This is a genomic window from Paenibacillus sp. FSL P2-0136 (assembly GCF_037975325.1).
Lineage (GTDB): Bacteria > Bacillota > Bacilli > Paenibacillales > Paenibacillaceae > Paenibacillus_AQ > Paenibacillus_AQ silagei.
In genome coordinates, this window is record NZ_CP150244.1 from 4,623,778 (window position 1) to 4,642,352 (window position 18,575).

Here is an 18,575-nt window from a genome sequence, read left to right on the forward strand (position 1 = left end):
CGTTAGCGTGAGCATTAGCGTTAGCGTGAGCATTAGCGTCAACATTAGCGTGAGCATTAGCATCAGCATCAATGTCAGCATTAGCTACACTTCCTTGCTTCATCCTCACCATGCCTCACTCATGCCTCAACCATCCCTCATCCTTACTCCCCGGCCGCGTCCTTACTTCCCCGCACCAGCTGACTATAGAGGCCGCCCTGCCGGAGCAGCTCCTCATGCGAACCCTGCTGAAGCAGGCGTCCGCCCTCAAGCACCAGAATGCGGTCGGCTGCGCGGATCGTGCCCAGCCGGTGGGCGATGACGAAGCTGGTCCGGCCGCGCATCAGCGCCTGGAGCCCTTCCTGAATTTTGATCTCGGTCACCGTATCGATGCTGCTCGTTGCCTCATCCAGCACCAGCATAGACGGATTCGCCAAAATTGCCCGGGCAATAGCCAAGAGCTGCTTCTGTCCCTGGCTGATACCGCTGCCGTCCACAGACAGCATCCGGTCGTAGCCGTCTTGAAGTCTCATGATGAAGGCATGGGCATTGGCCAGCTTCGCAGCCTCCTCCACCTCTTCATCGGTTGCATCCAGCCGGCCGTAGCGGATATTATCGCGGATCGTACCTTTGAACAGGAAGGAGTCCTGGAGGACGAAGGCCATATGGCTGCGCAGACTCTCACGGGTGACCGTTGACAGCTCCCGCCCGTCCAGCGTAATGCTGCCCCGGCTCGGATCGTAGAAGCGGGACAGCAGGCCGATTAGCGTCGTTTTTCCAGCACCGGTAGGTCCGACCAGCGCAATCATCTCACCGGGCTTCGCTTCAAATGAAATATCCTGCAGCGTATCTGCCCCCCCATCATAGGAGAAGGAGACCTCCGAGAACTTCACAGCGCCCTCAACATGCGCAAGCTTCACCGCCGCGCCCTCATCCCGGGCCTCGGTCTCTTCATCCAACACCTCGAAGACGCGCTCCGCACCGGCGATCGCCGACAGCAGCGTGTTCCATTGGTTCGCCAGATCATTCAGCGGCCGGGTGAACTGGCGGGCATATTCGGCAAAAGCGATAATAATCCCCACCGTCACCAGCCCGCGGATTGCAAGCAGCCCCCCGACTCCGGCCACGATGGCAAAGCTTAGATTGTTCAGACCATTCATCAGCTTAGGAATGAAGCCCGAAATCGATTGCGCCCAATACCCCGACAGCATAATCCGTGTATTGCGCTCTCTGAAGCCGGTAATTACCCGCTCCTCCTGCGAGAAGGCTTTGATAATCCGCTGTCCAGACAAGGTCTCTTCAATGAACCCGTTCAGCTCACCCATATTCCGCTGCCGCTCCTTGAACAGCGGGCCGGTCCGCCGGGTAATCCAGCGCATCCCCAGCATCATCAGCGGCACCACAATGAAGGTTAGCAGCGTCAAGAGCGGGCTGAGCCATAGCATTACGCCAACCGTTCCCACCAGCGTCAGAATACTGGAAAAAATCTGAATCGCCGAGCTGTTCAGCGTCGAGCTGATATTCTCGATATCATTGGTCAGACGGCTCATAATCTCTCCCTGCTGCCTGCGGTTGAAGAAGGAGATCGGCAGGCGGTGCAGGTGCGAGAACAGATCCGTCCGCATCCGGTAGACCGTCTCCTGGGCGACTTCGATCATCCAGACATTTTGCAGCCAGGAGACCAGGGAATTCAGCAGGTAGACGAGCGCCAGCACCAGCAGGAAGAGGCCCCACGTTCTGCCGCCCTCCCCGCCCAGATAGTCGTCCACTGCCCGGCTGATCAGGTAGGGTCCAAGGAGCGACAAGGCTGAGCTTAGCAGAACCATGAACAGCACAAGTATCAGCTTTGTCCGGCGTTCAGCGAGATAAGTCCATATGCGTCCTAATGTGCCAGACCAGTTCTTGGCCTTCGCCTTCGGCTTCCGGCTGCCCATCGCCCCGAAGACCTTGGCTTCGCCGTGGCCTACTTCCAGCTTCGGATAGCGGAACGGCTCAATGAGTGCTTTGAACATGCTGCCCCTCCCCTGTCTGCGATTGATAGATTTTGCGGTACAGCACGGACTCATCCATTAGTTCGGAATGGGTCCCCTGCGCAATAAGCCGGCCTTCGTCAAGCAGCAGAATCAGATCCGCCGAGGCAGTGGAGCTAATTTTCTGTGTGATCAGGAAGGTCGTGCAGGACAATTTCTTCAGCTCTGCCAGCAAAAGCCCCTCCGTCACCGCATCAAGCGCACTGGTGCTGTCATCCAGAATCAGGATCGCCGGTCTGCGCACCAGCGCCCGTGCAATGCTCAGACGCTGCTTCTGCCCGCCCGACAGATTAACTCCGCGTTGCCCAAGGGCAGTATCGTAGCCCTGCGGCAGCCCGGCAACTGTGTCATGAATCTGTGCTGCCGCTGCTGCCTGCTCAATCTCTGCCTGACTCGCCGCTGCATTTCCCCAGGCTATATTCTCCCGGATCGAGCCGGTGAATAGCAGTACCTCCTGAGGTACATAGCCAATCGAGCCCCGTAAGGTCTGCATATCCATCTCCGTATGCTTCTGTCCGTCCACCAGGATGCTCCCGCTGCCGCATTCATACAGCCTGGGAATCAGCGTTACCAGAGAGGATTTGCCTGAGCCGGTCGCGCCCATAATCGCCACGCGTTCCCCCGGCTGCACCGTGAAGGAGATATCGTCAAGCACCTTAATATCACTGTCGGGATAGCTGAAGCTGACCCGCTGGAATTCCACCTTGCCTTGAACAGCTGACGCAAGACCTTTTCCAGAAGTCATACCCAGCTCGCCCGGGCCATCGCTTGCCGCCATCACTTCAGTGACCCGTCCCGAAGACGCCCGTGCGCGGGAGAAGCTGACCATAATCCAGGATAGCGCTGACAGCGCTCCCATCGTCCGCAGCGAGTAGTTAATAACAGCAACCGTCTGTCCCAGCGTCGCATCCCCTGTAGAGATCTCTATCCGCCCAAACCATAACACGGCCAGAATACCGGCGTTGACGATGATCATAATGAACGGGGTCGAGGTCTCGGTAAGCCGCAGCGCAGCAATAGTCGATCTCATCAGCTCTCCGCTGAATGTTGCGAACCGTCCAATCTCATGGCCCATCCGCACAAATACACGGATCAGCCGGATTCCGGTCAAATTCTCCTGAATAACACCATTCACGCCGTCGAGCCGGCTCTGCACATTGCGGAACAGCTCGGACGCTCTGCGCATCAGCCAGATCATGAAAATCACCAAAAACGGCAGCGTCACGGTCAGCAGCAGCCCCAGCTTGATATGTACCACAAGCGCCATAATCACGCTTCCGATCACAACCAGCGGAATACGGGTCATGAACCGTAGCCCCATGAATATCGTATCCTGAATTTGTGTTACATCCCCGGTAAGGCGGGTGATCAGAGATGAGGTAGGGAAGCGGCTAAAAATATCGTAAGAGAACGACTGTACCTTTTCATACAGCTTGTCACGCAGGTCGAATGCAAACCCCTGACTGACATGCGACGCAAAAAAGGAGCTGAGTATTCCCGCCAGAAACGCCACAGCGGCACTCCCTACCAGCACCCCGCCCCACAGCCAGACGACAGCCGTGTCCTGTTGCCGGATACCGTCATCAATGATTTTGGAGATCAGCAGCGGCTGCGACAGCTCCACGGCCAGCTCAATCAGCATCATGACCAGCGCGGCAATGGCGGCGACCCGGTATTTTTTAAGAAAAGTCAACATTAGCTTCATCGAAGATACCCCATTTGCTTATTCGTAGAGCGCATCCCGCAGGCGGGTAGACATGGCAGAGCCTTGTCCCGACTTCAAAATGACCCGGCGCAGTGCCTTGTTGCTGCGGTTCAGCTCGGTGAGCTCGGCCAGCATGTCTTCCAGTAAATCCTCTGCACCTGGGATCAGCTCCCCCTTCTCCCGCAGCACATTGATCCGTTCCTTATATTGCTCCAATTTCTCTGTCACCTGACTAACTTCCCTTCTGTTCACTATATTCTCCTGCTGAAGACACAATTGCGTTCATTATAGCACATCCCGGGCGGAAGCAATGTTTGCACTGGCTACTCCGGCCCCGAGTATGATACTCTAGAAAGGTCGATTTTTGGGTCGTGTTGCAGATTAGCTCAACAGTGAAAGGATAGATGGACGTGGCACAATTATTTTTCAGGTATGGAGCTATGAACAGCGGCAAATCCATTGAGATTCTCAAGGTTGCACATAATTATGAAGAGCAGGGCAAGTCGGTGCTCCTCTTCACACCTTCCATTGATAACCGGGATGAAGTGGGATACATCTCCTCCCGGATCGGACTGCGCAAGCAGGCCATTCCTATCGACGAGCAGACCGATATCTACAGCATTGTCAGCAGCAGTCTGCCGAAGCCGCACTGTGTACTGATCGACGAGTGCCAGTTCCTGAGCAAGGACTGCATCCTGCAGCTGGTGCGTATTGTGGATGAGCTGGACATTCCGGTGATGGCTTTCGGCCTCAAAAATGATTTCCAAAACAATCTGTTCGAAGGCAGCAAATATATGCTGATCTACGCTGACAAGATTGAAGAAATGAAGACCATCTGCTGGTTCTGTGCACGGAAAGCCACTATGGCGCTGCGGGTCGAGAACGGCAAGCCGGTATACAGCGGCAAACAGATCCAGATCGGCGGCAATGAAGCCTATTACCCGGTCTGCCGGAAATGCCACAAGAATCCTCCATTGTAAAATACCCTAAAACAGAACATTAAAACGCACTCCAGCCCTCAACAGGCCAGAATGCGTTTTTTTGTGTGCCAGTCTATTGAACCGCTTGAAGCGCCCTGTGCTCATCCTCCTTGCGGACGAACAGATCATGCTGGATCGTAGCCTTCCCGCCGAAGTTAGCACGCCTTGTGGTCTCTCTCATCCCGCCATTAATCCGGGAACGGTGCGGAATGCCTGCTGCTGCAAGGCGGGTTTTGACCCGGAAATATTGTCCCTGATCGAAAGTGGTATACACTAGTGTGCGCTCCCTCGGGACGAAGAAATGCCAGATGCCTCTAAGTAAGCCCACATGCGTCTCCTCCCTTTAGTTCAGATAACGTTCATGAAGAACCCGCAGATGATGCCGCTCATGTCCAATGATCAGAGCAATCTGCGCTCTAACCGACATCGCAATACCATTGGAGCTGCCTGTACGGGTATAATCATTATCCACCAGACTGTCTACCAGCGCCAAGGTGGACTCGCGGACGATCCGGTAGTGCGCAATCATCTCTTGCAGCGTGAAGCGGTCGAACGCCCCGGCAGCCGCATAATCATTCTCCTCATAGCCCGGCAGCGGCGCCTGTTCTCCCCTCGCAAAACAAAGCAAGCGGTAAGACATAATGCGGTCATTATCCGTCAGATGCCCTAGCATTTCCTTGATACTCCACTTCCCGGGGGCATAGCGGTAGGCCCCTTGTTCCTCTGTCAGCCCGCCGAGCAGAGCCAGTAGCTCCTGAGTCTGCTCTCTTAGAATAACGCTCAGTTCTCCTTCAGGCGGCACCAGTGTAATATATCTGGACTGAAATTCGGTATACTCTCCTTGCGCAGGACGCTGATTCATGGTAAAAACCCCTCTCCAAACCAATTTTTAAGAAATATTTGCCGGATTGTGTCAAAACCTGTTGTTGTATCTTAGCCTATTATGTATAATATCACCAGGATTACAGATTTGTTAATCTATTTCCCGGGAGTGTAAGCATGCTGGATTTTGTGCTTTATATGGTATTTTCAGTTTTAGAGAGTTCTGCCTTATTCTATCTGGCATTTAAAATTTTCAAACTCGACATTTATCCAAAAGAAATTGTGTTTGCAGGCTTAATTATGGCATTCATTTCTTACACCCTTCGTAATAATTATGGGCTCTCTAAAATAGACGTTTTTCTCCAGTATACTTTAACTTTCCTATTTATTTGGCTTTTGTTCAGGATTCATATATTTTTTGCTGTTATTGTAACAGGCGTTGCTTATCAAGCGTATATGTTAATTCAATCAGTTCTATATTTATTTATAAATAGTACCGGTATATATGAACTGAAATTCCCTTCCATATCTATAGGGATATATATTTTGCAGATTTTAACTTCTGCAGGAGCATTCATTGTTGCTTACAATATAGGCGTAAAAAGAAAAGGCTTTGATTTCATCCCTGATAAACCTGAGGGAAGAGTTACAATTAGCAAAAGTGATAAAATATTATTTGCTTTGTGTATCCCTTCTGTTCTTGTAGTAATACTGATGCTTTACCTTATTGAATATTTACCTCACTTTTTCTTTGTTATACCTTTATTTTATGGTTTTCTATTATTTGGATATCTCTATTTATCAAGTCAAAAAAATCGTGGTGGAATATATTGAATACTCTTGCTTTTAAAATTTCGACGGCTATTAAGAACGCAAATCCAGAAGAAACAGGTTCTATCGAGGTCTTGCAATACTCTCTCAATATTATTCTAAATACTTTTCTTATTATTACCTGTTCTTTATTTTTCGGCTGGTTGCTGAACAATACAGCAGCTACGCTATTGTTTTTCGCAAGCTTCTCCGTACTAAGAATTTTTTCTGGCGGATTTCATTTAAGAACAGCTACTGCATGCAATATAGTGACCACCCTGCTTTGTGTGCTTACCCCTTACTTTTTTATTTTAACGGGCTCTTTTCTTCTGATGGCTCTCAACATGATTAGCTTTATTATAATGTGCTTTTTTGCCCCTAATCCAGATAAAAATGCCCGAATTCCATATCATTGGTTTCCTCATTTAAAAGTTATCTCTATTTTTCTAGTAGCATGTAATTTTTTTATTGGCTCATCGGTTTTAGGACTGGCTTTTTTTGTTCAATCATTAACCGTATTACCCTGGAAAAGGAGGTTGAAATTATGAAAGCCATGACAGCTAAATACGTTTCAAAAGCGTTAGAATCTTCCGCACGCTTTTTTGTTTCCGTTATGAAGATTAGTCTGCACAGCCCTGAAGCTCCTCAAGAACTGCGTAAGTAATCATACAAGGATGGGGAATACATGCGTGTTCTACTAAATGACGGTTCTTCCCGCGATATCCTGGAAGAAGATATATTGTATTTCTCTAATTATAAAAATACAATATTCGTCCATACGAAAGAAGGCGAATTTGTTTTCCCCACCACTCTTTCCGATCTCTTATCAGCTTATAGGGATGAAGGGTTCGAACGGCTAGATCGCAGTAATGTAGTGAGTCTAAGCAACATTGAAGCTTATGATTCGGAGCGTAAGATCGTTCTGTTTAATCAAGGAAAACAGTTTGCCCATGTATCGGAGTCCAACGAATCCAGAATTAAGAAATACTTGACTAATCGCGAATTCGATGATTAATTCACCGTAGAATGTAAAGAGAGCAGCGATCCTTTTTATAGGTTCGCTGCTTTTTTGTAGTCATGACAGGCTAAGAGAAACAAAATCAACTATTATCACATATTATCCAACTTATGTAAAGTAAAATTCAGAGGGCGAATGACAGCAGACGGATTATATTCCAGATGGTACCATTTACATAGAAGCATTTCATTAATATCTTAATTATCTTTTCCACTACTCTCAACCATGATGGAGGAATACAATGGATACTTACTTTCATCCTTCTCCGCGCCCCTCATCACTTGAGCTATTGTCTGACGAACAATTAATGAACATCTACGAATTGGCGCTGGAAGCCAAGGCTTCACCGGATTTTATCCAAATTATCAGGAATGTTCTTACCACGCGGAATCTTTCAGGTACCCAACATCATTAGAATGCGAAGCTCTCCACCCATAGGATATACCTCCACAGATGCCAAAAAACCATCCTCCACAATGTGCGGGGATGGTTTTGGTGAGCAGCAAGCTTACGCTTACTCGATGATTTCGGTCTTGAACACATTCTCCAGTTTTCCGCCTAGCCGCTTCTTGAGGGGAACCTTGATATCGCGTCCCAGCTCCTTGAAGAAGGTCTCGGCATCACATTTGACGTTCTGGGCCATAGCAATGACAGTTCCATCGGCAACGATATTCTGATTCACTTCAAGCGGCACATCTACTTCAATATCGTATTTTTTGGTCAGTGTCTTGATGTATCTTGCAAAAATCTCCAACAGCTCTTCGTTGTTGAAATTCTCGATGGCCGCTTTCCCTTTGCTGGTGAACTTCATATTGATTCTCATGATTCTTATCCCCTTTTCTGTCTAACCATTTGTAGTTTGTTTATGGATCAAGATGAATAGATGGCTGCAAGAAAGGGCAACATTATTCATTTTGCAAGCACGCTAAGCCGGGCCCTTCTTTACTTGTACACGCCCTTGATCTGTTGTACTTTGAACTGGGTGAATTCCTTCAAGGCCTGAATGACCTGGTCCTGTTCCTCTTCCTTCAGCTCGAAGATACCTTCACGCAGCCATTCTCCGAATAAGTATGCCTGACGCCCTTGGCGCGGCTGCCTGCGGAGACTGTCCAGACTTCCCTCGAATATATCGTTAAGCACATCGGTCAGGTTGTACTTCTCGATCTTCTCTATAACCATTCCTGCCCCATATTCCGTCTCATAAACGATGACCTCGTCAGAATCAAAGGAAACATATGACGTTTCTTTGTCTTCCTTCGCCCGGAATTCCTTCAGCTTGTTGAACGCCGTCTCGTAAATGTAGTCCTGGGACTGATTATGCTTAGGCAGCTTGTAGCCCTGCTTCAGCGTCTTGATGTACTCAATATCAGGCATGTAGTCGGCCAAATGATACATCCGGTTCTTGAGATCCCCTCCGAGTGCTTCAATGATCTTATCCAGGTTATCCTTAAGCGGGATACTCTCTCCCCGTTCAATCTTGCTGAGCTGTGAATAACTGATGCCGCTCTTCTCTTCCAGCCCCCTGAGGGTTAACCCACGGGCCTTCCTGAAGTGCCGGATGAAATTCCCCAGCTCATCGGGGTAATTATCGAAATCGTTCATAAGAGCCACCTCTACCTATATCATAACACAAGACAACAATTTGTGTTTCATAATAACAATTGTTTGTGTAAATTCTTTAGGCGAGAAGCGTAAAACCCTCCATATCCCCTTAATATATGGGGTTAATTCCCATAAATGAGAACCATTCTAATCCGTTTTCCTTATTCTCTCAAATAGACCCCAATCTTATCCGATATAACCTAATGTAAACTTAATACCACAACTGGAGGAATGTTCATGTCTTACACAATGGAAGTCAATCTTGCAAAAAACCAGGTGATCGTTAGAGCCTACGGCCTCACTGAGAGTGACGTACCCGCCTACATAGCAGATTTTGAAAACGCTCTGAAGCAGCTGAAGCCAGGCTTTACCGGAGTAACTGATGTGACAGGTTCCCCAACCGTGCTCTCTCCTGAAGTAGCCGCAATGCTCGCTCCCACCGGTGACCGCGCGGTAGAAGCAGGAGTAGGCGGCTGGGTATACGTTGCAGACTCCCCGGTCTGGAAAATGCAAATGAAAAGACTGTTCGGCAAATTCGCCGTGCATTATCCTACATATCAAGAAGCCGATGCTTACCTGAGCAGTCTGGGCAACCAGTCCGTTAATTAAGGTATATGAAATATAAGCTTATATTTATAACAAAACCGACCAAGCAATGGCTTGGTCGGTTTCTTTTACAGAACAGTAGCAGCCAATCCGGTAACTAGCTGCTATAGATTCACCACATGTAATGACCCAGGTGCTTTTTGTTATTCCTTAATACCCCGGCCAAGGACGCCGCACACAATATAATATAGAGTCCCAGGAAAAGCGGCATAGACAGGACCGACTTACGCTCAACAATCCCCATTCCAATAAAAGTCATCCCTAATATGAGATAGGGCAGGACCATCCCTCTTTGAAAAGAGGCCCGCTCCTCCTTACTCAAACTATCCCAAACGGATTGCCGAAGGAACACATCGAGTCCAGAAAAGTGACAAGCCGCTTGTGTGAGCATCCAGATCCCTAAAAGAATCTGCGCTATGATTTCTCCCACCTCCTTTGCTTATCCCTTCATTATAAACTAAAAAAAGCCACTCCATGAAGGAGTGACTTGATTTACTACCTATTTGTCGTACAGTCTAATGAATGGCTAAGTATCTTTATTGCCTTCGTTGCAATGTATGTATGCGCTTGTAACTGGTGTTTTCAGACCCAAACGCAAGTCATGACCCAGACGCGGCTGTTAATCAATGGGGACTGTCTCGGGAGCCTGATTGTTGCACATTTTGCAGGATTACACTTAAAAATATTAATGGCCACGGTGCATTGTTGCATTATTTGCAGTAATTCCGTTGTTTAGAGCAAGTTAGCGCTGGCTTTGTTGCATTTCATGCAGGATTTCAGCATCGGTCGATTCTATTGGGCAACATTGCTGCACTTCTTGCAGGATTTCTCTACAATGTTACGGGCTGTGAAGCATTAGGCCCATACATCATCGCAGCAGTATAAATTGTATTCGGTTTTTCGCATACAAACTACTTGGGTGTAGTAAAACAAAATACCACTTGCTATTGGGGAATACAATTTCCCATTAGCAAGTGGTATTTATTATTATGCTATTCCGGTATTTTTAGGCTCTAGACTACTTAACCCCTAACGTATCCTGCCCCTAACCCTTTCAAGACACCTTATGCTCAATGCGCAGCTTATCCGCTACCATGGCAATAAATTCCGAGTTAGTTGGCTTGGATTTGGAGATATTAATGGTATAGCCGAACAGGTGAGAGATGCTGTCGATGTTGCCACGGGTCCAGGCGACTTCAATCGCATGGCGGATGGCGCGTTCTACGCGGGAAGGCGTGGTCTTGAATTTCTCGGCTATAGCCGGATACAGCGTCTTGGTGATGGCACCAAGGATCTCAATGTTGTTATAGACCATGGTGATGGCTTCACGCAGGTACTGATAGCCTTTGATATGCGCAGGGACGCCGATTTCATGAATGATTGAGGTAATATTCGCATCCAGGTTCTTGCCCTTGGACAGCGGAACCACATTACTGGAAGATCTGGAAGAAGAATAGCCGGACATGCTTCCGGAAGTGCTCATACTGCCCTGCGTGCCAACCAGCTGGCGCACACGGTTCGCCAGAACCTCCATGTCAAACGGTTTCAGAATATAATAAGAGGCGCCAAGCTGAACGGCTCTCTGCGTAATATTCTCCTGGCCAAAAGCGGTCAGCATAATGATCTTGGGCTGCGGGTTCAGATCCATATCACGCAGGCGTTCCAGCACGCCGAGGCCGTCCAGATGCGGCATAATGATATCAAGAATAAGGACATCGGGGATCTTACGTGCTCCGCTGAGCATCTGTAGTACCTCTTCCCCATTATAGGCAATGCCTGTTACGGTCATATCTTCTTGTTCAGTAATGTACTCGGCGAGCAAGTTCGTGAACTCCCTGTTATCATCGGCCAACAACACTTCAATATTCTGCACTGGCTACTTCCTCCTTATATATCTGCTATTCAGAAAATAATGATCATCTTCTCTCCCTATAACTTTCGACATCAGGTTTGAATATCCTTCTGTCGAAAATTATTTTTCTTTATTTTTTTTCGGTGTTGATTTATAATTAAATATTTTGTTTCACGTTTCGAGGATAATCGCTGCCCTTCGACAAAAAAATCTTAAGGCTAAACCGCCTTAAGATTGTATTGAGGCTCCTGATCCTGTTGAACCACACCGGAGTCCCTGAGCATCCACTCAATGAAGCAGCCATACCCTGACTTGGGATCATTGACGAACACATGGGTCACTGCACCGATTAGACGGCCGTTCTGGACAATCGGGCTGCCGCTCATTCCCTGGACAATCCCTCCGGTCTTATCGAGCAGACGCGGGTCGGTGATGCGCAGCACCATACCCTTAGTAGCAGGGGTCTGCTGACGGGCCACATGGATGATCTCTACGTTGAAGCGTTCGACCTGCTGACCATCGACAACGGTAAGAATCTGCGCCGGTCCTTCCTTCACTTCAGTGCTCATGGCCACCGGAATCGGCTCCTGATATAGGCTGTGCTCAGGATTACGGGTCATTTTACCGAATATTCCGAAATCCGTGTTGCTCTCCACATTCCCGAGAACCTGGCTTTCCTTCAGAAAATGGGCCCGTTTCTCCCCAGGATCGCCATCCTGGCTCTTGGAGATTGAAGTGACGCTGGACTGCACGATATGGCCGCTGCCGACCACAATCGGCGTACCTGTGTTCATGTCAGTGATGACATGCCCAAGGGCCCCGTACACACCCTGCTTCGGGGCGTAGAAAGTGAGGGTCCCTACACCTGCTGCGGAATCACGGATGTAGAGCCCGAGCCGCCACACCTTGTCTGTGCGGTCATACGCTGGCTTCAGCTGAGCTGTATGCTCTTTACCGCCGCGTTTGTAGACGATGCTTAAGGAATCATTGCTCCGGCCGGCTTGCTCGACCAGCCTTGCTACCTTCGATACCTCGTCCAGCTTCACCCCGTTAATGGAGATCATCAGATCGCCGGGCAGGATGCCGCTGTTCTCGCCGGGTGAAATCTTGGACTGCTCCGATACTTCAATCAGATGATGACCAACAACCAGCACGCCTGCCGACTTCACCTTCACGCCAATCGTCTGACCTCCGGGGATGACCTTAAGTTCACTCTCGGTTCCCTGTACCGCCCTAAGCGGCTGATGTTCAAGCGGTGCTGCGTGGATCTGTGAGGGTCCCGTTATGCCTGATAAACTGAGAAAGAAGGCAAATAAAAGGCCGGGCATTAACTTCCTGAGGTTAGGCTTCAATGGCTGTCACACTCCCTTTTGCTTCTTTCGCTTGACGAAAAAGGTGGTCGCCAATTGCGTACCTATAAGATAACCTTGCCCTCAGGCTTTTATTACTGTCAATCATTGTCCCGCTTAGCTTGCAGCTGCCTTGCTGGCCTCAGCCAGACCCAGCATCTCCTGCGCGTGATGCAATGTTTTTTCGGTAATTTCCACACCGCCCAGCATCCGGGCCAGCTCCATTACGCGGCCTTCGGCCGAGAGCGAGTCCACCTCAGTCATCGTGCGTCCGTCTTCAACTTTTTTGGCAATCAGATATTGATGATCTGCCATACAGGCCACCTGCGGCAGGTGGGTAATGGAGAACACCTGGCAGGTGGAGGACAGCTTATACAGCTTGTCCGCGATGGACTGGGCCGCCCGTCCGCTGACTCCGGTATCCACCTCATCGAAGATAAGGACAGGAATTGCATCATGCCGTGCAAAAATACTCTTCATCGCCAGCATGATTCGCGACAGCTCTCCGCCGGAGGCAATCTTGCCCAGCGGACGCAGCGGCTCGCCGGGATTCGGGGAGATCATGAATTCAGCACTGTCGATCCCCTGCCGGGTCAGACGGTACCGCCGTCCCTGATACTCCATGCCGCGCGGATCTTCGAGCGTCTCCATCTTCACCTGGAGGGAGGTCCGCTCCATCTGCAGATCCTTCAGCTCTCCCTCGACCTGTGAAGCAAGCTCAGTTGCGCACTGCCGCCGCGCTCCGCTCAGCGCTTCGGCTGACTCCATTAAGATATGAAGCAGGCCATCGCGTTTGGCCGTTAATTTCTCAATATATTCGTCCTTATTCTCCAGAAGATCCGTCTCCCGCTCAATCTGCTGATAATACTCCAGAATCTGCTCCACGCTATCCCCGTATTTGCGCTGCAGTCCGGTGATCAGATCCAGCCGGTTCTCAATATCCTCCAGCCGTGCCGGATTGAATTCGATCTCTTCACGGTAGTCGCGCAGCTGAAACGCCGCATCCTCCAGTTGGTAATAAGCCGACTGCAATTGCTCGAAGACTGCCCGCAGACCCTTCTCGTCATACCGCACCGCATCTTCAAGCCTGGAGATTACATTGCCAATGGACTCCAGCCCTTGCCTGTCATACAGCAGCTCGTATGCGCCGGATACTGAATCCATCATTTTCTCACTGTGGGATAGTTTTACCCGTTCTTCGGCAAGTAATTCATCTTCTCCCGGTTTTAGTCCCGCAGCAGAAATTTCCTCCAGCTGAAAACGGTACAAATCAAGCATCTGATACGCCTTATGGCTGGATTCCTGAAGTTCCCGGAGTTCTTTTTCCACTTTGGCGAAGGCTGTATATTTCTCCTGATAATCCGCTTTGAGCGGTCCGATTACCGCCTCCCCATAGGTATCCAGCAGACCCAGGTGACGTTCAGCCTTCAAGAGGTTCTGATGCTCATGCTGTCCATGAATATTGACCAGCTGCTCCCCGATTTCGCGCAGCATGCTCAGATTGACCATCTGACCGTTCACGCGCGAAGTACTCTTGCCCTGGGAGGTAATCTCCCGGCGGATCACCAGATGCTCCTCACGTTCTGCCCCGATGCCCAGCCGCTCCAGCGTATCCCAGACCGGGTGACTTCCCGGCAGGCTGAAAAGCGCTTCCATTTCGGCCTTCTCACACCCATACCGGATGGAGTCAGCGGAACCGCGCCCCCCGGCAATGAGTGCGAGCGCGTCGATAATAATTGATTTCCCGGCACCGGTCTCCCCTGTAAGGACATGGAACCCCGGATAAAAATGCACATCCACCGCCTCAACCACGGCCAGATTGCGTATAGACAATGTCTCTAACACGAATACAGCACCTCCGACATGATGATTGCCTGTCTGCCCGTAAGCAGAACTACGATATATAGCCCATAATTTGTGAAATAACGTCCTTGCTGTCCTCCGGCTGGCGGCAGATTATCAGAATGGTGTCGTCTCCTGAGATCGTACCCATAATTTGCGGCCAGTCGATATTATCGATCAGCGCAGCCACGGAATTGGCTGTTCCCGGCAGACATTTCATCACCACAAGATTCGCGGAATAGTCGATTTGTACAAAATTGTCCACCAGCACCCGCTTCAGCTTCTGGGTCGGGTTGTAACGCTGGTCAGTGGGCAGGGAATACTTGTAACGCCCGTCATCCATCGGAACCTTGATCAGCAGCAGTTCCTTAATATCGCGGGATACGGTAGCCTGTGTGACTTGAAAACCCGATTCACGCAATGCCTCCACCAGATCATCCTGGGTTTCGATTTCCTTTTGCGAGATAATCTCTCTAATCTTGATATGCCTGTGTCCCTTCATTGTTGCCTCCCGTATTTATATAGTGCTTAACTGGATTCTCCGTCGTCCTTGCCGAAATTAATTACATGAATGTTGGAATTCACCGTATCCACATAGAGTACCCCGCTACAATCCGGGTAGATCAGCAGATAGGGGAGGATATGGTCCCGGAGTCCGCTGCCGGTGAATTCAAGCTCCTTGCGGGGGCGGGACAGGATGACCAGATAATAATGCTCCTCATTCCTGGTGGCTACATAATCAATGAACAGCCTGCTGTACATCGGTGCCCCATTCACCTGAAAAGACAGCGGAATCTTCAGCTTACCGCCAATGACCTCATATCCCGCATCCTCCAGCAGAGCGATGGACGGATGGGACTGAATGACCTTGTTGATCGGCACCCGATCCTTCATGAAGGAACCCGGGGACCCCTGCAGCCAGATATAGATTCTATAAAGGATAAAGATTGCCGCCGCCAGTCCCATAAGTGCCACTACAGCCTTGTCCGAGCTCGCCACTCCCATCACCTCGGTGAATCTATTCGCGCGAGGGCGGGTGAAATCCTGCTTCGGTCTAACAATCTGCCGCTAATTTCCGGTTCAAGGAGGCTAATAAATTCTTATATTAGGCAGCAAAAGAAACTCATCGCTTGGATGAGTTTCCATGGCCCGCAGCGCTGAAGGTTGCATTCGCTTCCTTAATGACCGAGTCGGCAAGCGCGGCGAAATTATTCGGCTGTGCTTCAGCCGCAGAAGTCTGCTGCACTGAAGTCTGCTCCGCAGCCTCAGCAGGAAGCAGCTTCCAGTGTGCCAGAAATTCAATATTACCTTCCCCACCGGTAATGGGGGAATACGTCAGTCCTGCAAGCGTGTAGCCAAGTTCGGCTGCCATGGACAGTACGTTTATCAGCACCTCCCGGTGAACAGCCGGTTCGCGCACAACTCCAGACTTGCCCACCTTCTCGCGGCCGGCTTCGAACTGCGGCTTAATCAGCGCAGCGATATCAGCAGGACGGTTCAGCAGCGCCATAAGCGGCGGCAGGATGATCTTCAGTGAAATGAAGGAGACATCGATACTTGCAAAGTCAGGTACCGGTCCCTTCAAATCTGGCGGGGTCATGTAACGGAAGTTGGTCTGCTCCATTACAGTTACCCGTTCATCATTACGCAGGCTCCAGTCGAGCTGGTTATGTCCCACATCGATCGCGTACACATGGGCCGCTCCGTTCTGAAGTGCACAATCGGTGAAGCCTCCTGTGGAGGAGCCGATATCCAGCATATTACGGCCGGTCAGCTCGATACCGAACTGCCGCAAGGCCTTCTCCAGCTTCAATCCGCCGCGGCTGACATAGGGGTGCAGTGCTCCCTTGACTCTTAGGACAGAGCTGCGCAGCACCTTCATCCCCGGCTTTTCTATCCGTTCTTCGTTCGCAAGCACAAGCCCCGCCATAATGGCAGCCTTGGCCTTCTCCCGGCTGTCGTAGAAGCCTTGCTCCACTAACAACACATCAATTCGTTCCTTAGGGTGTTCCATGTTCATCTCCCGATCACTTCGGTCCGCCTTCCGCCCCTGCCCTTACGAGGTGGAAGTTGACTTATAGGTATAAGTGCTAAGACCCTTCATTGACTTTATACGTGCGCACACGGCTTCAACGGTAAGGCCGGTTTCCTGGCGTTGCTCCTTAATCGACCCATGCTCGACGAAAATATCCGGCACGCCCATCAGGTGGACATGCGCATCATATATCTCATGCTCTGCAAAGAACTCCAGCACCGCACTGCCAAGGCTGCCGGCCTGGCTCGCTTCTTCCAGCACCACCATCCCTGTTCCGGCATGTGCCAGATCAAGCAGCATGGTGTTATCCAGCGGCTTCAGGAAGCGCGCATTCACCACACCGACCTGAATCCCTTCACGCTTCAGCACTTCTGCCGCCTCTTCAGCAACCTGAACCATCGGGCCGCAGGCAAGCACGGCATAATCCTCACCAGGACGCAGACGTTCCCAGGTGCCGATAGGCAGACTGTGCAGCTCAGCATCCATAGCCACACCCGTGCCGTTAATCCGCGGATAACGGTAAGCAATCGGTCCTTCATTATAGTCCAGCGCCGTCTTCATCATGTGGCGCAGCTCATTCTCATCCTTCGGCATCATAAGCACCATGTTCGGGATATGACGCATAAAAGCGATATCGTACACGCCCTGATGGGTCTCCCCGTCCGCGCCGACGAAGCCCGCACGGTCGATGGCGAACATAACATTGGCATTATGGCGGCAAATGTCATGAACGATCTGATCATAGGCACGCTGCATGAAGGTGGAATAGACGGCAAATACCGGCTTCATGCCTTCCATAGCCAAGGCCGCACATAATGTGGCGGCATGCTGCTCCGCAATCCCGACATCAATCATCCGGTCCGGGAATTCCTTGGCGAACGGGAAAAGTCCCGAGCCGCCCGGCATCGCCGGTGTTACGGCAATCAGCCGCTTGTCCTGATGCCCCAGCTCAATTAACGTCTGTCCGAAGACTTCCGTGTACATCGGATTGCCGACCGCTTGAAGCACCTGGCCAGATTCGATTTTGTAGGGGGAAATGCCGTGCCATTTATAGGAATCGACTTCCGCCGGTTTGTAGCCCTTGCCTTTGGTGGTAAGCACATGCACCAGCACAGGCCCAGATACATTATCCGCCTGATGGAAGGTGTCGATCATCTTCTCCAGATCATGACCGTCCACGGGTCCCAGATAGGTAAATCCGAGTTCTTCAAACAGAACGCCGGGCACCAGCATGTTCTTCAGGCCGTCCTTCACATTCTGCGCAGTCTTCGCCAGACGTCCGCCGATGGCCGGAATTTTCTTCAGCAGGCCTTCGACCTCGTCCTTGGCCCGCAGATAATGACGGTCTGAACGGATCTTGCTTAGATAGTTATGCATAGCCCCTACATTAGGAGCAATCGACATTTCATTATCATTAAGGATAACCATCAGCTTGCGGCCCTCATGTCCAATATGGTTCAAGGCTTCAAAAGCCATACCGCCGGTAAGGGCACCGTCGCCGATCACGGCAATTACCTTATTGTCTCCGCCCTTCAAATCACGGGCCATCGCCATACCCATGGCTGCGGACAAAGAGGTACTGCTGTGTCCGGCTTCCCAGACATCATGCTCGCTCTCTGTACGCTTGACGAATCCGCATAATCCGCCGTGCTTGCGCAGTGAATCGAACCGGTCCTGGCGGCCGGTTAATATTTTGTGGACATACGCCTGATGCCCTACGTCATAAATCATTTTGTCCCGTGGACTGTCATAACAGTAATGCAGGGCCAGTGTAAGCTCCACGACGCCCAGATTGGATGCGAGATGCCCCCCTGTTACAGACAGCTTCTCGATCAGAAACTGGCGGATCTCCTCCGCAAGTGCAGCCAGTTCCCCGACTGATAGAGATTTAAGTTGCTGAGGATCATTTATTTGTGGAAGCAGCACGAGTATTCCCCGCTTTCCT

Annotated in this window: 20 protein-coding genes; 6 read left to right on the forward strand and 14 right to left on the reverse strand. The window is 50.5% G+C overall.

The genetic code is table 11. The features are described 5' to 3' along the window. Positions 1–143 precede the first annotated feature (143 nt). The 3 genes from NYE26_RS19755 to NYE26_RS19765 are packed head-to-tail and all read right to left on the reverse strand — an operon-like array spanning position 144 to position 3,942. Positions 144–1,991 (reverse strand): ABC transporter ATP-binding protein, encoded by a 1,848-nt coding sequence (locus NYE26_RS19755; RefSeq protein WP_339249494.1) that lies wholly within the window; start codon positions 1,989–1,991, stop codon positions 144–146. Then, positions 1,972–3,714: an ABC transporter ATP-binding protein gene (locus NYE26_RS19760; RefSeq protein ID WP_339249497.1), complete on the reverse strand. Its 1,743-nt coding sequence runs from the start codon at positions 3,712–3,714 to the stop codon at positions 1,972–1,974. The genes NYE26_RS19755 and NYE26_RS19760 overlap by 20 nt, the downstream gene beginning before the upstream one ends. Positions 3,715–3,732: 18 nt before the next feature. Beyond that, the gene (locus NYE26_RS19765) at positions 3,733–3,942 is read right to left on the reverse strand and encodes a hypothetical protein (protein WP_339249499.1); all 210 of its coding nucleotides are present in this window, start codon (positions 3,940–3,942) and stop codon (positions 3,733–3,735) included. 182 nt (positions 3,943–4,124) lie between these two features. Between NYE26_RS19765 and NYE26_RS19770 the strand changes: the two genes are divergently transcribed. Further along, the gene (locus NYE26_RS19770; protein WP_036731981.1) at positions 4,125–4,694 is read left to right on the forward strand and encodes a thymidine kinase; all 570 of its coding nucleotides are present in this window, start codon (positions 4,125–4,127) and stop codon (positions 4,692–4,694) included. A 73-nt stretch (positions 4,695–4,767) separates the two neighbouring features. On the opposite strand, the gene NYE26_RS19775 is transcribed toward NYE26_RS19770, so the two are convergent. Both NYE26_RS19775 and NYE26_RS19780 read right to left on the reverse strand, forming a co-directional pair. Then, a complete protein-coding gene (locus NYE26_RS19775; protein ID WP_339249501.1) occupies positions 4,768–5,022 on the reverse strand; it encodes a hypothetical protein in 255 nt (84 codons plus the stop codon). 15 nt (positions 5,023–5,037) lie between these two features. Further along, positions 5,038–5,556 (reverse strand): DinB family protein, encoded by a 519-nt coding sequence (locus tag NYE26_RS19780; RefSeq protein WP_339249503.1) that lies wholly within the window; start codon positions 5,554–5,556, stop codon positions 5,038–5,040. 137 nt (positions 5,557–5,693) lie between these two features. Here NYE26_RS19780 and NYE26_RS19785 point away from each other — a divergent pair, with 137 nt between their 5' ends. From NYE26_RS19785 to NYE26_RS19800, 4 genes are all read left to right on the forward strand, one after another. Next, the gene (locus NYE26_RS19785; RefSeq protein ID WP_339249505.1) at positions 5,694–6,350 is read left to right on the forward strand and encodes a hypothetical protein; all 657 of its coding nucleotides are present in this window, start codon (positions 5,694–5,696) and stop codon (positions 6,348–6,350) included. Continuing rightward, the gene (locus NYE26_RS19790; protein WP_339249507.1) at positions 6,347–6,874 is read left to right on the forward strand and encodes an accessory gene regulator B family protein; all 528 of its coding nucleotides are present in this window, start codon (positions 6,347–6,349) and stop codon (positions 6,872–6,874) included. The genes NYE26_RS19785 and NYE26_RS19790 overlap by 4 nt, the downstream gene beginning before the upstream one ends. A gap of 137 nt (positions 6,875–7,011) precedes the next feature. Continuing rightward, the gene (locus tag NYE26_RS19795; protein WP_339249509.1) at positions 7,012–7,341 is read left to right on the forward strand and encodes a LytTR family DNA-binding domain-containing protein; all 330 of its coding nucleotides are present in this window, start codon (positions 7,012–7,014) and stop codon (positions 7,339–7,341) included. A 244-nt stretch (positions 7,342–7,585) separates the two neighbouring features. Beyond that, the gene (locus NYE26_RS19800) at positions 7,586–7,759 is read left to right on the forward strand and encodes a sporulation histidine kinase inhibitor Sda (RefSeq protein WP_083685839.1); all 174 of its coding nucleotides are present in this window, start codon (positions 7,586–7,588) and stop codon (positions 7,757–7,759) included. Positions 7,760–7,858: 99 nt separating this feature from the next. Here NYE26_RS19800 and NYE26_RS19805 read toward each other — a convergent pair whose 3' ends face one another. Together NYE26_RS19805 and NYE26_RS19810 are read right to left on the reverse strand one after the other, a co-directional pair. Next, entirely contained in the window at positions 7,859–8,167 is a 309-nt protein-coding gene (locus NYE26_RS19805) for a hypothetical protein (RefSeq protein ID WP_036698353.1), read from the reverse strand. A gap of 119 nt (positions 8,168–8,286) precedes the next feature. Further along, positions 8,287–8,946: a helix-turn-helix transcriptional regulator gene (locus NYE26_RS19810; protein WP_036731967.1), complete on the reverse strand. Its 660-nt coding sequence runs from the start codon at positions 8,944–8,946 to the stop codon at positions 8,287–8,289. Between the two features lie 237 nt (positions 8,947–9,183). On the opposite strand from NYE26_RS19810, the gene NYE26_RS19815 reads away from it, so the two are divergent. Beyond that, the gene (locus NYE26_RS19815; protein WP_036731966.1) at positions 9,184–9,555 is read left to right on the forward strand and encodes a hypothetical protein; all 372 of its coding nucleotides are present in this window, start codon (positions 9,184–9,186) and stop codon (positions 9,553–9,555) included. A 1,051-nt stretch (positions 9,556–10,606) separates the two neighbouring features. On the opposite strand, the gene spo0A is transcribed toward NYE26_RS19815, so the two are convergent. The 7 genes from spo0A to dxs form a co-directional block, all read right to left on the reverse strand. After that, positions 10,607–11,425 (reverse strand): sporulation transcription factor Spo0A, encoded by an 819-nt coding sequence (spo0A, locus tag NYE26_RS19820; protein ID WP_036731960.1) that lies wholly within the window; start codon positions 11,423–11,425, stop codon positions 10,607–10,609. A 197-nt stretch (positions 11,426–11,622) separates the two neighbouring features. Next, positions 11,623–12,756 (reverse strand): SpoIVB peptidase, encoded by a 1,134-nt coding sequence (gene spoIVB / locus NYE26_RS19825; RefSeq protein WP_036731956.1) that lies wholly within the window; start codon positions 12,754–12,756, stop codon positions 11,623–11,625. Between the two features lie 114 nt (positions 12,757–12,870). Beyond that, positions 12,871–14,598: a DNA repair protein RecN gene (gene recN, locus NYE26_RS19830; protein ID WP_339249513.1), complete on the reverse strand. Its 1,728-nt coding sequence runs from the start codon at positions 14,596–14,598 to the stop codon at positions 12,871–12,873. 49 nt (positions 14,599–14,647) lie between these two features. Then, entirely contained in the window at positions 14,648–15,097 is a 450-nt protein-coding gene (gene argR / locus NYE26_RS19835) for a transcriptional regulator ArgR (protein ID WP_036698370.1), read from the reverse strand. Positions 15,098–15,123: 26 nt separating this feature from the next. After that, positions 15,124–15,594: a hypothetical protein gene (locus NYE26_RS19840; protein WP_235192067.1), complete on the reverse strand. Its 471-nt coding sequence runs from the start codon at positions 15,592–15,594 to the stop codon at positions 15,124–15,126. A 124-nt stretch (positions 15,595–15,718) separates the two neighbouring features. Continuing rightward, positions 15,719–16,609, reverse strand: coding sequence for a TlyA family RNA methyltransferase (locus NYE26_RS19845; protein WP_076079896.1), 891 nt, complete (start codon positions 16,607–16,609; stop codon positions 15,719–15,721). A 42-nt stretch (positions 16,610–16,651) separates the two neighbouring features. Further along, a complete protein-coding gene (gene dxs, locus NYE26_RS19850) occupies positions 16,652–18,556 on the reverse strand; it encodes a 1-deoxy-D-xylulose-5-phosphate synthase (RefSeq protein WP_036731946.1) in 1,905 nt (634 codons plus the stop codon). Positions 18,557–18,575 lie beyond the last annotated feature (19 nt).